The organism is Ruegeria sp. H9, assembly GCF_056532915.1.
Map to the genome: position 1 here is coordinate 462,896 of NZ_JBQFNX010000001.1, position 14,956 is coordinate 477,851.

The 14,956-nt window shown below is 55.9% G+C and carries 12 protein-coding genes; 4 read left to right on the forward strand and 8 right to left on the reverse strand.

Annotation, left to right across the window (positions count from 1 at the left end; genetic code table 11):
* Positions 1-33: 33 nt before the first annotated feature.
* The 7 genes from ACR0CZ_RS02060 to ACR0CZ_RS02090 form a co-directional block, all read right to left on the reverse strand.
* On the reverse strand, positions 34-3,393 hold the full coding sequence (locus ACR0CZ_RS02060) for an adenylate/guanylate cyclase domain-containing protein (RefSeq protein ID WP_170394025.1): 3,360 nt from the start codon (positions 3,391-3,393) through the stop codon (positions 34-36).
* Between the two features lie 208 nt (positions 3,394-3,601).
* Positions 3,602-3,970, reverse strand: coding sequence for an antibiotic biosynthesis monooxygenase (locus ACR0CZ_RS02065; RefSeq protein WP_170394022.1), 369 nt, complete (start codon positions 3,968-3,970; stop codon positions 3,602-3,604).
* A gap of 331 nt (positions 3,971-4,301) precedes the next feature.
* On the reverse strand, positions 4,302-5,534 hold the full coding sequence (locus ACR0CZ_RS02070; RefSeq protein WP_170394020.1) for a Tm-1-like ATP-binding domain-containing protein: 1,233 nt from the start codon (positions 5,532-5,534) through the stop codon (positions 4,302-4,304).
* Positions 5,535-5,607: 73 nt separating this feature from the next.
* Entirely contained in the window at positions 5,608-7,092 is a 1,485-nt protein-coding gene (locus ACR0CZ_RS02075; RefSeq protein WP_170394018.1) for an aldehyde dehydrogenase, read from the reverse strand.
* A 5-nt stretch (positions 7,093-7,097) separates the two neighbouring features.
* Positions 7,098-8,630, reverse strand: a complete 1,533-nt coding sequence (locus ACR0CZ_RS02080; RefSeq protein ID WP_170394016.1) for a tripartite tricarboxylate transporter permease — start codon at positions 8,628-8,630, stop codon at positions 7,098-7,100.
* 10 nt (positions 8,631-8,640) lie between these two features.
* Positions 8,641-9,177 (reverse strand): tripartite tricarboxylate transporter TctB family protein, encoded by a 537-nt coding sequence (locus ACR0CZ_RS02085; protein WP_170394014.1) that lies wholly within the window; start codon positions 9,175-9,177, stop codon positions 8,641-8,643.
* Positions 9,178-9,239: 62 nt separating this feature from the next.
* Complete coding sequence (locus ACR0CZ_RS02090; RefSeq protein WP_170394012.1) at positions 9,240-10,169, reverse strand: tripartite tricarboxylate transporter substrate binding protein; 930 nt, start codon at positions 10,167-10,169, stop codon at positions 9,240-9,242.
* Positions 10,170-10,278: 109 nt separating this feature from the next.
* On the opposite strand from ACR0CZ_RS02090, the gene ACR0CZ_RS02095 reads away from it, so the two are divergent.
* Positions 10,279-11,058, forward strand: a complete 780-nt coding sequence (locus ACR0CZ_RS02095) for an IclR family transcriptional regulator (protein ID WP_170394010.1) — start codon at positions 10,279-10,281, stop codon at positions 11,056-11,058.
* A 31-nt stretch (positions 11,059-11,089) separates the two neighbouring features.
* The gene (locus tag ACR0CZ_RS02100) at positions 11,090-12,442 is read left to right on the forward strand and encodes an aminotransferase class III-fold pyridoxal phosphate-dependent enzyme (protein ID WP_170394008.1); all 1,353 of its coding nucleotides are present in this window, start codon (positions 11,090-11,092) and stop codon (positions 12,440-12,442) included.
* A 34-nt stretch (positions 12,443-12,476) separates the two neighbouring features.
* Here the strand turns inward: ACR0CZ_RS02100 and hpaR are convergent, their stop codons facing one another.
* Positions 12,477-12,917, reverse strand: a complete 441-nt coding sequence (gene hpaR / locus ACR0CZ_RS02105) for a homoprotocatechuate degradation operon regulator HpaR (RefSeq protein ID WP_170394006.1) — start codon at positions 12,915-12,917, stop codon at positions 12,477-12,479.
* 105 nt (positions 12,918-13,022) lie between these two features.
* Here hpaR and ACR0CZ_RS02110 point away from each other — a divergent pair, with 105 nt between their 5' ends.
* Positions 13,023-13,406, forward strand: a complete 384-nt coding sequence (locus ACR0CZ_RS02110; RefSeq protein WP_170394004.1) for a 5-carboxymethyl-2-hydroxymuconate Delta-isomerase — start codon at positions 13,023-13,025, stop codon at positions 13,404-13,406.
* Between the two features lie 2 nt (positions 13,407-13,408).
* Positions 13,409-14,920 (forward strand): 5-carboxymethyl-2-hydroxymuconate semialdehyde dehydrogenase, encoded by a 1,512-nt coding sequence (gene hpaE, locus ACR0CZ_RS02115; protein WP_170394002.1) that lies wholly within the window; start codon positions 13,409-13,411, stop codon positions 14,918-14,920.
* Positions 14,921-14,956 lie beyond the last annotated feature (36 nt).

Genomic DNA, 14,956 nt, shown 5'->3' on the forward strand with positions numbered 1-14,956 from the left:
TCCTCCCGACTGGCTTTGACTATCTCGTATGTTTCAAATGTCCTGTGATGAGCTCTCCGTTTTTGCAGTTCCAAGTTTTCTCAGAATAGCGCGTGTCTCGGCCAAATCCGGACCATCGAACCCGGCGACTTCTTCAACCGCTTTTTTGATCCGGTTCAGGCAATCGGGGGTTGGATCAAGCTTTGCCAGCTCTTTGATCGTACGCAGCAGCGGACCAAAATGCCCGCGGTCCAGCGCCAAACTGACAGCCTGCTCGAAATGATCGATACACGCTTCTTCATGACCTTGGGCAAGCGACAGACGTCCTCTTAGCCGGGTCAAACCGACAATCCAGAATTGTTCCCCCCCACCCAACGTGATCTGCTCGGCTTCGTCCAAAAGCTCTTTTGCGAGTTCGAGATGTCCGTGCAGGATGGCCGCGTCTGCATAAAGATACAGAAAGAAACTCAACCCCAGCCGGCAGCCGGTATCCCGCCATTCCTGAAGACCAAGTTCGATTTCCTTCAGCGCGCCGTCGCCCAACTCGTTCCGGCGTGCCCATCCGTTCATGATCCGCGCCCATCCACGCCAGAACTGAAACGAGTACTCCTCTGAAAGCGCAATCAGATTGGCCGAGCTTTCCAGTACAAGGTCTTCATCGCCGCGGAACTGCGAGATCCAACCCAGAAATGCATTTGCAAAGGATTGACTGAAGGGATGCGCTGTTTCTTCCGCGTGAAGCACGGCCTTTTCGATCGCTTCCAAAGCGCTCTTCGTGTCGCCTGACAACCAGCAAGACAGCGCACGATATCCCTGAAGCGCGACGGATAGATCAACGACGTCAAAATCCAGCCCCATGAACCGGTGCTCAAGCGACAGATTGACATCAATCCCTGCCTGCAGATGCGTTAGGGCGTCCTGCGGCTGGCCAAGATATGTCTGTAGCGAGCCAAGTGATCTTTCGGCGGAGACAATGGCAAGAGGGCTTTTCAGATCCTGACATAGCGACACCAGACGATCCGCATTCTGTTTCGAGACCGCATATTCGCCCCCCAGCATTGTCGATCGGAACTGGCCGTAGACAACTTTGAACAACCGCTCTGTTTCGCCGTATTCACGGCACAAGGTTTGCGCCCGGGCATAAGCGGAGAGGACCGAACTATGTGCGTATCCGCGTACAAAGGCCAACGGAACCGCGATAGTGATTTGCAGATCAATCTCGCGCCTGTCGCGGTCTTGCGACGCGGGCAGTTCCTGCAGGCAATCCAAGGCGTGCTGTAGATGGGTGATGGCCTCAACATTTGCAGAATGATCCAATGCCTGGCGCGCGGCCCGCATAAGGTTGAGCTCGGCCGCCAAATAATCACCGGCCCGCCAATAGTGATGGCCCAGAATCTCTGGCTCGTGTTTAACAATTTCCTTGTAGTTCTCTTCAAGAACCGCCGCGATTTGACCGTGCCATCTGGACGCTGTCGAACGCAGCATGGATTGATACGCCGCATCCTGTACCAAGGCGTGACGGAACCGGTATGTGTCTTCCACGCCTCTCAGCCCGGCGGGAACAATCAACTCTGTTTCAAGTAGCTGCTCCAGCGCTCTGGTGATTTCCTGGTCGCTCCATTTCAAAACGTGGCTAAGCAGGTTTCTTTCAAAGTTGCGCCCGATTGCAGCAGCGACCTGCACGATCTCGCGGCTGGCGGATAATCGGTCCAGCCGGGCCATCAAGGAATCCTGCAGAGACTCCGGAATCGCCATGGACAACTCGGCTTTACTTTGCCCCCGGCTTGCCAGCAGACCGGACTCCATTGCCATTTTGGTCAGTTCTTCGACAAACAGCGGCACGCCATCGGTTCGGTCTGCCAACTGGGTCAGAACCTCATCCGAAGGCCGGATCCCTGAAATGCTTTCAACCAGTTTGAAGATATCGCGCCGGACCAGACGGTTCAGCTCCAAGGTGGTGACATGTGACTGGTTTCGCCAGGGTGACTGGAATTCACTGCGGGCGGTCATCAAGACCAGGCAGCGTCTACTTGATAGTTGTTCAACCCATCCGTCGACAAACTCAAGCGTGGAAGCATCGAACCAATGTACGTCGTCCAGCAACAACATCAGCGGTGAAGATTGTTCTAATCCTGCGCAAAGCCGCAGCAACGCTTCGATCAACGCACCCTTTTCCCGTTCAGGCGCCATTGGTTCAGCCGGGATTGAAGTGTCTTCCAGCGCCACTAGGCGCAGAATGGGCATAACACAGTCAGGATCATCGAGACCGAGTTCAGACAAAAACCCGATGATCTTAGCCCGGTTCTGTTCTGGGGTCTCATCCGGGGACATTCCAGTCAACGCCGTGAGCGCGTTTTTAACCGGGTAAAAGGCACTGCTTTGATGAAGTGGCGAGCCGAACAGAATAAACCGGGACGCATCTTCTTCGGCCAGATCATCGCTCAATCCAAAGGCGATCTTAGATTTTCCGACACCCGCATCGCCGGTCAGCAACAGCACTTGCCCTTCACCTTCCAGCGCACCCTCCCACCGAGAGCGGACCAAGGCGATTTCCGCGGTCCGACCGATGGTTGGTGTTTTATCGTGTGAAAAGTCTTTGCGCGCGGTTTCGAACCCCAAAACCTTCTGCCGGGCCTCAAACAGCTCTAGTGGAGCGCTAATCCCTGCCAATTGCGGCGCGCCCAAAGACACAAAGTCAAGCCGTTCACCAATCAGGCGTCGCGTCACCTCGGAGATCACGACTTGCCCGACCTCGGCAACGGACTGAATACGGGCCGCCACGTTTGGTGTGTCTCCGAACAGCCACATCTTTTCGTCCAATGACGAGCTGTTGGCGGTGCCAACAACAACGGGTCCAGTGTGCATTCCGATACGAACGTTGGTCGCAACCGGCTGGCTGGAAAATCCAACTTCAATACCCTCTGCCATCTGGGTAATTTCAAGCGCGCACAGCGCGGCCGAGTAGTGACTCGCCTCTTGCGCGACGGGGTAACCAAAGACAGCCACAACACCATCACCCGCATAGTTTGCGATCTCACCGCCGAATTTCGCAACCGTGCTACCGACCAGATCGCGATATTGGGTGATAAGCTCACGATAGTCTTCGGGATCAAATTTTTCGGACAACGCGGTAGAACCAACCAGATCGCAGAACATGACGGTCAGTTGCCGCCGTTCCGCAACATTTTCAGGTGCGGGCGTTAGTGGCGGTGAATTGTCTTGCTCTGACTTTTTGACCGGCGCTGATCCGACCACAGACGCACCGCAGGCCGTGCAGAACTTTGCCTTTTGCAAAGCTGGGGCTCCGCACGCTGTACACGTAAGGGACAGGGCGTTTCCACAGCTTTGGCAATATTTCGATCCGGCAGGATTGGCCGAACCACAATTTGGGCAATTAACGTCAGGACTTACCAAAATGGTCGCCTTCGTAAGTTTAGATAGATCAGGTCAAAATTAGAAACGATAGAACTAAATCACGGCTTCTTATAACATAATATCAACAATGCGTCGCCCAACAATTCCTGATGGATGAACCAGGCTGCAACTTTACCCGGCGCAAAGCCCCGTGGATCAACAAAATTACAGGGTTTCCTTGGGGCGGCCGGGATCGCCCGACCTACCTTTAGCCGTTGCTCGACCCAGCTTCGGGGCGCACGAATCCCTGAATGCGATCCACGTTCATGACCTGAAAGAATGGGCTCTTGCTCCCTGGGGCAGAAAGAAAAAGGTGACCACTTTTTTTCAGGAACTTCGAAAAATCCGATCCTTTGCTCAGGTGTTTTTTGAATGCCTTTTCGTTTTTGTAGATTTCCACGAACACAATCTTATCGTCATCGCATGGCGGGACCGAGTCCGCGCCACCTGAGTGCACAAGGTAACCCCAGGTATCAGGTTCGTTTTTCTTGACGTCCCTAGCAAGCTGCCGGAGTGCAGCAATACCTTCGGTCCGGGTTTCTGGGTTCAGATACCAAATCGCAATCGTGGTTAGCATTTCCTCGCTCCTTTCATGGGTTGGACCGATCGTCTAAATGCGGGTCCAACGGTTTGGTTGCCGCTCAATATTGGCAACGTCACCGGCGGAACGGGTCGCTAATCCTGGGCATTTGTTGAGTTCAATTCTTCACTTACTGCGCAGGTCTTTGGCCACCTTGAACCGGTGACACGGTTCCGCCGAAAAATAGTCTTTAATAAGTATCCAAGCGGTGAAGGTTATGCATCCAGCTGCAAGTCGGCCGCACGTGGAAGAATGCGCCCGACCTCACCGCCACCGAGGCTGTGTTTGACCTGCGTGTATATCATAAAGACGGGCGTAAATCCTGAATTTATGTTGCGACCACGCCTTCTGCGACCCATTCGTCGAACTGGGCCAATACATGATCGCAAAACGCGGCATCGTTGATATGTGCGTCTATTTCGGTCATAGGAACGCGCCCGGGCATGACTTTACGGGCCTCATCCATCATCTCCGCCAGGGCTTCGGGATCATACGCCTCTTCACCCTCCTTGTCCCAGGCTTCGACCCCGTGAACGGGCAGAAAAAAGTGAACCGGGCCAGTTGCGGCCTCCAATCGGTTGGCAAGCTCCCGCACCCAGGCACGGCGTTCATCGCCATTGAAGACCGAGCTTTTTATCAGGCGGTTGTGTTCATGAAATGGACGGTCGGCATACTGGTCAGGGATGTCCTGCCATCCGGCAAAGTCCAAAAGGTCCAGCGCGCCTGGCGCAACCAGCTGTGGTGTGCCCAGACGCCCGGCATTTGTCACGCGATCCTCACCGCTGGAGACCACGGAACCCGCCATCAGGTTCCCGAATTCCTGCATGCAGAAGTCCATGACGCAGGCAAACGCCCCTTCACCCGCCAGTTTTTCGAAAGCCATGCCGCCCATTCCGGTGGAATGAAAAACGGCAACCTCGAACCCGCGCTCTTCCAGCGCTGGTTTGAGCGTTTTCATGTAGCGCAAACACGAGGATCCAAGACTGGTCATCCCAATCAGCGGTTTGCTACGATCCGGTATCGTGGCAGCCTTTGCGGCACCAACTACAGCGCCAGCAGCTTGCGCAAGCGATGATTGGCAGATCGAATTCATACCGTAGAGCCCCCCGGCCCACAGGATCATCTGAATGTCCGGAGCCAGTCGGTGCGGCGGGATCAGCGGAGAAAAACTGACGGTCGACACGATGTATTTAGGCACCCCCATGGGCAAGACCTGTGCACAGTCCAGGGCCAGATCGGTGCCCATAGTGCCCCCGGTCGCCAGCATCCCGTCAAATCGCCCATCCGCATAGGCTTGGGTAACGGCCTTTGAGGCACCGTCTGACATCACGCGAAAGGCTTTGTTCTCGTCCCCTTGTGCGATGACATCTTCGATGGTCATTCCAGCCGCTTGTGCGACTTCGTGCTTGGAGATGTCGGTTGGCTCCAAAGGGTCGCCCAATACCGAGACATCCATCGTCAACACATCCGCGCCCTGCGCCTTGATCGCCTGCTCGATGAACCGCATCTCGGGTTCTTTCGTGTCGTAGGTCCCAATCAGCAGGATTGTCTTTGTGGTCATTGGTTCCTCCTATTCATGCGACCTACGGGCCCCAGACAAAGCGGTGAAGACATGTCGTACAGGCACCCCGCAGTCAGAGCTTTATCCAGGCGGTTTTCAATTCAAAGTACTTCTCAAGCGCGTGCAAAGATTTGTCGTGCCCGTTCCCGGATTGACCCACGCCCCCAAGCGGAACGGTCAGGTCCGAGCCGCCATAGGTGTTCACATGCATGACCCCGGTCCGCACTTCGGCCACCATGCGATGCGCGCGACTGAGGTTCGAGGTCCAGACTGCGCCTGCAAGCCCATAGACTGTGGCATTGGCAAGCCGGATCGCCTCGGCTTCGTCATTGAACGGGGTCACGGCCAAGACTGGGCCGAAGACTTCGTTCTGAAACAGATGATCCGTTTCTTTGACACCTGCCATAACTGTGGGGGACATATAGTAGCCCCCGGTTTCGGTCAGAATGCGGTTTCCGCCCGTACGACGTTCGGCACCTTCAGCTTCGGCCTTGGTAACGAATTCCAAATTGGCCTCTAACTCGGGCAGGCTGTGCACGGCACCAATCTGGCTGTTCAGGTTCAACGGATCACCAACGCGAAAGGCTGCGGCGTAGCGCGTGATCTCGGCGACAAAATCCTCGTAGATGTCCTGCTGCACCAGCAGGCGCGAGCCCGCGATACAGACCTGTCCGGAGTTGCGGAAAATCCCGGCGGCCGAGACCTTGGCGGCCTCGGTCAGATCCGGGGCATCCGCAAAGACGATGTTCGGAGACTTGCCCCCCAATTCCAGATAGCAGCGTTTCAAATTGGACCGCGCCGAGTATTCCAGCAGTCGTCGACCTGTCGCGCCCGATCCCGTGAAGACCATGATGTCCACATCCATCGACAAGGCCAAAGCTTCGCCCACGACCGAACCGCGCCCGGTCACCACGTTGAAGACGCCATCTGGAACTCCGGCTTCGGCAGCCAGTTCAGCGATTTTCAACAGGCTGAGCGATGCGCTTTCTGCCGGTTTCAAGACGATGGAATTGCCCGCCGCAAGGGCAGGGGCGATTTTCCAGCTGCCGATCATCAGCGGGAAGTTCCAGGGCACAATCGCCCCGACAACACCGACAGGCGCATGATGCACGAGGCCCAGAACGTCATGGCTGGTCGGGGCAACCTGACCGTAAACCTTGTCGATGGCTTCGGCATAGTAGCGGAAGGTGGCGGCGGCTGAGAGCGCCTCGGCCTTATAGGCCATATTGATCTCGGTTCCGTTGTCGCGTACGCCCAGCACCGCGATCTCAAGCGTACGGGATTCGATCAGATCCGCCAGTTTCAGCAGAACCTTCTTGCGTCCTGCAGGGGCCATGCGCGACCACCGGCCATCCTCAAACGCGGTCCGCGCGGCGCGCACCGCTGCATTCACATCCGCCGGGCTGCCCTCGGCGATTTGAGCGAGAGGCTGGCCGTCGATGGGCGACAGCACCTCATGCAGGGCGCCAGTTTCACCGGCACGGAAATCGCCATTGATAAAATGTCCGCGTGGGGCAATCTCCTGCACGCGCAAGGCATCGATGGAAGACTGATCCATGAAGGCTATCCTTGTTGGTTCGGGTGGTCGGAATCCACGGCTGGGACATGGGGTTCGGGGCGCAGCTTGTTTTTGAACTCGTAGTACAGCGTGCGGAAATGCAGGATCAGGATCAGCACAATCAGGCCGAACAGAATGGCTGCGATGGGCCGGTCGATGAAGTCCAGCGGCGTCTTGACCCGAGCCATTGCGCTGCGAAGCTTGGTTTCCATGATTCCACCCAATACCATGCCCAGGATGATCGGGACGATCGGCAGATCAAGCCGTTTGAGGATCAGACCAAAGACGCCAAACCCCGCAGCGATCGCGCAATCGGTGATCGAATTGCGCAGGCTGTATACTCCGACAAAAGCAAGGATCAGGATCATCACGCCGAGGAAGCGTGTGGGGATTTGAATGATCTTTAACAGCAGGTTTGTCGAAAACAGCAGAAAGACCAGAACGATCACATTCAGCAGGATCAGCGCCATATATAGGGCCATGACGAAATCCATCTGGTTCTCAAACAGTTGCGGGCCGGGGATCACGTTGTGAACATAGAAGACCGACAGCATCATCGCCGTAAGCGCTTCGCCGGGTATACCGAGGGCGAGTAGGGGGATCATCGCTGCCCCCGGCACGGCGTTGTTCGCGGCTTCGGATGCCACCAACCCTTCGGGCGAGCCATCGCCGAATTTGTCGGGATTTTTCGAGCTTTTCTGAGCATAGGTGTAGGACAGAAACTGCGAAGTGAACTCACCCGTTCCCGGCACCATGCCCATGAATACCCCGATGCTTGAAGAAACGGTAGCGATCCGTTTCAGGCCCAACAGTTCCTTCAAACCTGCAAAGATATTCCCGCTGACATGGGTGTTCTCTGGAGCGTGGTTCTTTTCCAACAGCAAAAGAAAAGCCTGGCTGAGCGCAAACAGGCCCAGCACAACCACGATCAGGTCAACGCCTGACGCCAGCCAACTTTGATCGAATGTATAGCGGCGCGTATATTTGACGGGTTCCAGTCCGACCGTGTTCAAAAAGACGCCAAATGCAGCAAGCATACCTGCTGCAAAGATCTGTCCTCGATGGGCTAAAACGACCAGAACAATACCTAGCAACGCGGCCAAAAAAATCTCGCGGCTGCCAAAATGCGGGGCGATCATGGCCAACACGGGCGAGAGGACCATCAGGCAGATGATGGCAAAGACCCCCCCGAAGAATGAAGCTGAATAAGCCAGCGATAACGCCCTGTGGCCTTGGCCGCGCTTGGTCATTGGATAGCCATCATAGGTCGTCAGCGCATTGACCGCCGTGCCGGGCGTGTTGATCAGGATGGCCGGGATCGCGCCGCCATACATGGATGATCCGTAAATCCCCAACAACAAGGTCAGACCGACGATGGGCTCAAAGGCAAAGGTTGCGGGCAACAGGATGGCGATGGCAACGGCAGCGCCCACACCGGGCAGCGCGCCGATGATGACACCACCGATCGAGCCGATGAACAAGGCCACGATGACCTGCCATTGCAGCAGGATTGAAACACCGGACAGAAGGGTATCCATACGTGCCTCCCTACAAATATGTCAGCGCAAAGGCGCGGATCGAGTCGGGAAGGTATTCATAGACAGCCCCTGCCGGGATTTTGACTTGCAGAAACGCTCGGAACACGATGGTGACGACGAAGCCGAACAGGGCTGCGATGCCGATCGCGCCCGAGCCTCGAAACCCTGAGCGCAGCGTCAGAAACACCGCGAACAACATGGTGGACGGCAGATAGCCAAGCTGTGGCACCAGTAGGACATAAATCAGGAAATAAGCCACATATTCCAGAGACCGGACCCAAAACCCGACCTCGGCCCAACGACCATCGATCCGATCGGATAAGGCAGAGCTGAGCCAATGTAAAAAGCTGAACAAGACCATGCACCACACGGCAACGGTGGGCCACAGACCGGGTTGAGCAAACCATTTGGTCCGCTTGACGACCTGCGTCTGCTCCCCAAGCTGAGACAGCAGAAACACCGAGAAAGCCAGGAACAATACGGCAAAGACAATATCACCCGGACGGCGATACCGTTTGAACATGTCCTGAAGCGTTCTTGCGATCATTTCATCCTCCCAGCCCTATGAAGAAGGCGCGGAAATCACTGCCCGCGCCTCGATCCGGGGTGTTACTCGCCTAGAATCTCTTCTATTTTGGCGAATGACGCTTTATCTTGCTCGATCTGGGCATTCGAAGCATCGGGATCCTGCCAATAGATCAGCGCACCGGTTTCTTCGGCAAGCTTTTTAGCCTTGTCCGATTGCAGTGCTTTTTGGGCTGCGGCGGTGATTTTTTCGCGAGCCTCGGGCGGCGTGTCTTTGTGAACAAACAATCCGTTCCACAGCGCCAATGGCAGGTCTGGGTTAAGCTCAACCACTGTCGGCGTATCCGGTACCAGAGCGATCCGGTCGCCGCCGATGCTGGCCAGCACGTTCACTTCATCCAGACAGGGCAGAATAAGCTGGAGCGTGGTGTTGATGACATCAACGTCACCGGACGCCAAGGTGTTGCAGTCCAGCGCATCGAACGCGGCTTCGCTGGCAAAGTCGAAACCGCTGCTGACAGCGGCGGCAAAAGTAACCTGCGTGGGTGGCAGAACCGAGCCAAAGTGGCCGAGTGCCACGTCGTTTGACTTGCCGTGTTCCACCAACTCATCCCAGCTTTGGAACGGGGCGTCTTTGCTCGACGCGATTACGAACGGGTAGGTCAGGAAGATGCCGATCGGTTCAAACGGGTTCGGGTTCAATTCAGGAATACCAATCTCGGGCCCGATGACCGGAACACCAATCACAAACGACCCGATCGTATAGCCATCCGCCGGTGCTGTGGCGACTTCGACTGCGCCGGGGAAAGGACCACCACCGCCGCCGGGCTTGTTCACAACAGCTGCCGGTACCCCGTACATCGCCTGAAATTCATCTGCGATCATTCTGGTCAGGACGTCTTCAAGATCACCCGGAGGCCAAGGAACCACAAAGGATACGGGCTTTTCGGGGTATTCTGCCAAAGCGGCCGTTGCAGAGGCGGCCATCACGGCTGCCGCAATAAACTTTTTCATTTACACCTCCCAGTGTATGGTTCATTATTTGAACCGTGTTAACAATAATAATCTTGCTTTGTTAAGTTAATTCTGTCAAGGATAACATCAACGGAAGGAGGCAAAACACATGGGTGCCGCACTTAATGCGCTAAAAATGCTGGACTTATTCTCAAACACGATGGCCGAAATCGGCCTGAGTCAGGCCGCGCGCCTGTCAGGATTGAACAAGGCTACAGCCCTGCGTCACCTACGAGCGCTTGAAGAATTCGGGTTGATCGAACAAAACCCGCAGTCAAAGACCTATACCATCGGACCGGCTGCGCTGCGGCTTGCGGCACTGCGCGAGATTGCCAAACCCGGTCTTGAAGGCGCGCGCCAGAAAATGCACTTGGCCATGCAAGAGGTTGGCGAAAGCCTGCACCTAACGCTGCTGGAACAGGGCAGCCTGCAAACCGCCATCGTGGTTGAGACGACCAAGCACAGCGTTCGCGTCAGCCTTGATCCAAGCGAGATCATCCCGGTCAACGCGACTGCGGCGGGTCTATGTATGCTCAGCTTTGGCCCACCTTTCCTGCTGGATCGTCTGGATCAGGAAGCGCAGGTACGTTTCACCGAATCCACCCTGACAGACCCGGATCTGATCAAGGAAAAAGTTGCTCTGATCCAGCGGGCTGGCTGGGCCAACAGCAATGGCAGCTATGAAGAGGGCGTTTTCGGATTTGCGACCCCAATCTTTGGCATCGACCAAGTCGCCCTTGGGACCATTTCGATCGCGGTCCCAGAAATCAGAGCTACCCGTGAACGCCTGCCCGTGATTCTGAAATCCCTTCAATCCCTCTCGCGCGATCTGACCGCAAATTTCGGCGGCCAGATGCCCGAGGCCTTTCCAACCGAGTTCCACCCATGAGCGAAAGTGGACAACCCCGGAGAACCGCAACATGAAAGACTCCAACTTTCTTAAGGAGAACAACGCCCGCCATTTCTGGCATCCGATGGCGCACCCGGCTGACAGCCGGAACAACCCTCCGACCATACTGACCGGCGGGGAAGGAGTTAGCATCATCGATGTGGACGGGCACAAGGCCATCGACGCCGTGGGTGGCCTTTGGAACGTCAATCTGGGCTATTCCTGCGATCCGGTGAAACAGGCGATCACTGATCAACTAAATGCGCTGCCGTATTATTCGACCTTCCGGGGTACGAGCAACGACAAGGCGATCGAGCTGTCTTACGAGTTGGCACAGTTCTTTGCTCCTGATGGGCTGACACGCGCCTTTTTCACCTCGGGCGGATCGGATTCGGTGGAAATCGCACTTAAGCTGGCGCGCCAGTATCACAAAGTTCGGGGTGAGGCCGGTCGCACCAAGTTCATCAGTCTCAAACAGGGATACCACGGCACCCATTTCGCTGCCGCTTCGGTTAATGGCAATCAGAAGTTCCGCGCCGTGTATGAACCCATGATGCCAGGCTGTTTTCATGTGCCTGCGCCTTGGACCTATCGCAACCCGTTTGACGAAACCGACCCTGAACGCCTGGCTCAGCTTTGCGTCAAAGCGCTTGAAGCCGAGATTGCGTTCCAGGGGTCCAACACGGTTGCCGCCTTCATCATGGAGCCGATTTTGGGCGCAGGCGGCGTAATTCCGCCGCACAAAAGCTTTATGCCCATGGTGCGTGAGGTTTGTTCGAAGAACGGTATTCTGCTGATTTCAGACGAAATCATCACGGCGTTTGGTCGAACCGGTAGTGAAAGCGGAGCGAGACATTGGGGCGTCCAGCCTGACATTATGACGACGGCCAAGGCGATCACCAATGGCTATTTCCCGTTTGGCGCCGCGATGATCTCGGGGGCAGTTGCCGAGGTATTTGAAAATGACACAACCGGCTTGGCATCCGTTGATCAGGGATACACCTATTCTGGTCACCCCGTCGGCGCGGCGGCGGCACTGGCAGCTCTTTCGGAAATCAATCGTCTGCGGATTTGGGAAAACGCTGCAGCACGCGGGGATGAGCTGTTCGAGGGCTTGAAGAAACTGGCTGAAAAGCACGAGGTGATCGGTGACGTCCGAGGGGGCGAGGGCCTTATGTGCGCGCTGGAACTGGTCTCGGACCGCGCAACCAAAGCACCGATTGCCAAACAACTGCCAATACAGGTGCAAAAGGCAGCTTATGAGGATGGTGTGATGGTGCGCGTATCTGGCAACAACATCATCATTTCCCCACCTCTGATTGTCACATCCGACGATGTTGCCAAGATCCTGTCAGCGCTGGATACAGGATTGTCGAGTTTGTAGTCGTCGCGCAGACCCCGCTTGCCAACTGGCGGGGTCAAACCTTAACAGCTTGCAGCTCTTCAAGTAGGTCCAGTAGCTCATCAAGCTTCTCTCGCCCCATCTGCGCCTCAATACTATTTGAAATGGCCAATGACGCTTGAAGGTTGTCTTTCAAAATCTGCCGACCCGCATCTGTAATCATCACCATCGTCCGCCTTTTATCCTGGCTGTCCTGACGACGTGTGACCTGCCCATCGGCTTCCATGCTGCGCAATATTCGCGTCAGGCTGGGCAGCAACAGACAAGCTTCTTTGGCGATAGCGCTTTGCTCGACCTCGCCAAGCTCATCCAATACGCGCAGGACGCGCCACTTTTGCTCGGATATCTGTATATCCTGCAGCATGTCCCTGATGGGGGCCATGATCGTTTCGCGGGCGCGCAATAATGCAATGGGAAGCGACCTTGAGGTGCTCTTGGTATGGCTTTGAGTGTTCATGCCGCCTTCTAGTGTGCTGCCCCAGGAAATGCAAAGATTAACAACGCAACTTCTTGACGACATAATCTCATAATGCTAAACATGTTAATTAATAACGGAGGAATCATGCCGCATTTTCACGTCGAATATTCCTGGAATCTGGAAGACAGGATCGACATGGGCGGTCTGTGCGATTGCATCCGTGCAACGGCCGCTGAGATTGACACCTTTCCGCTAGCAGGCATTCGCGTCCGAGCGATCCGTGTTGATCACTATGCCATCGCAGACGGAAATCCAAAGCATGGGTTCATCGATATCTCGATCCGGCTGCGGGCCGGTCGTTCGCAGGCTGACAAGAAGGACGCAACGCAGCGCATCTTCGAGGCGGCCCGAACCTATCTGGAGCCCGCCATGAGCCAGCATTCCATCGCGCTGTCGCTTGAGATGCGCGACATCGATCCCGACCTCTCCCCCAAAACCGGCACGATCCGCGACCATCTGGAGGCCTGACCATGAGTGACCTGCACAAGAATATTGAACGGCTTGATGGTTTCCTTGCCCGTTTCAAGAGGACTGGGATAAAGAACCGGATCGCAGGAGAAGATCAAGATGGGTCAGCAGGGGTGTTTCAGTCGATCTCTCCGGTGGATAAATCGGTGATCTGCGACGTTGCCCATGGCACGGCGGAAGATATCGATACGGCGGCACAGGCCGCGCATAATGCCTTTGCAGACTGGCGCGACATGCCCGCTACGGAGCGCCGCCGGATATTGCTTAAAGTTGCAGATGGCATTGAGGCAAGAGCCGAAGAGATCGCGCTGTGCGAATGCTGGGATACCGGCCAGACCCTGCGCTTCATGTCCAAAGCCGCCCTGCGAGGGGCTGAGAATTTCCGCTATTTCGCCGATCAGGTGGTTCAGGCGCGGGATGGTCAACACCTGAAATCACCGACACTGATGAACATAACCACCCGCGTCCCAATCGGGCCCGTTGGTGTCATCACGCCGTGGAACACCCCGTTCATGCTGTCGACATGGAAGATCGCTCCGGCACTGGCCGCTGGCTGTACGGTCGTCCACAAACCGGCTGAAGATTCACCGCTGTCTGCGCGGCTATTGGTCGAAATCGCGGAAGAAGCCGGTCTGCCCAAGGGTGTGCTGAACACTGTCAACGGTTTTGGTCCAGACGCCGGTAAGCGGCTGACCGAACATCCATTGATCAAAGCCATTGCCTTTGTCGGTGAAAGCCGTACGGGCAGCATCATTACCAAGCAAGGCGCAGACACGCTGAAACGGATGCATCTGGAGTTGGGCGGTAAGAACCCGGTCATCGTCTTTGACGACGCCGACATGGATCGCGCGCTGGATGCGGTGATCTTCATGATCTATTCGATCAACGGCGAACGTTGCACGTCTTCTTCGCGGTTGCTGGTACAAGATACAATCAAGGAAGAGTTCGAAGCCAAGCTGATCGAGCGCGTGAACAATATCAAAGTCGGCCACCCGTTGGACCCTGCAACCGAGATTGGCCCTCTTGTAACGGAAGAGCATTACAACAAGGTCACTTCATACTTCGACATCGCCAAGGAAGACGGCGCGACCGTCGCGGCCGGTGGCGTCAAGGTGGGCGAAGAGGGGTACTTCGTACGGCCCACCCTGTTTACTAACGCTAACAATCAAATGCGCATCGCACGCGAGGAAATCTTTGGCCCTGTCCTGACCGTGATCCCGTTCTCGACTGAGGAGGAGGCGCTGCAGATCGCAAATGACACGCAATATGGTCTGACCGGCTATGTCTGGACCAACGATCTGACCCGCGCGTTACGTTTCACGGACAAGCTTGAGGCCGGAATGATCTGGGTGAACTCGGAAAACGTGCGCCATCTGCCCACACCGTTTGGCGGGGTCAAAGCATCCGGCATCGGGCGCGACGGCGGCGACTGGAGCTTTGAGTTCTACATGGAACAAAAGCATGTCGGCTTTGCCACAGGCCAACACAACATCATGCAGTTGGGTAAGCTATAGCGGCCCCTCAGACGACAATCGCGCGAAAAACCTTAA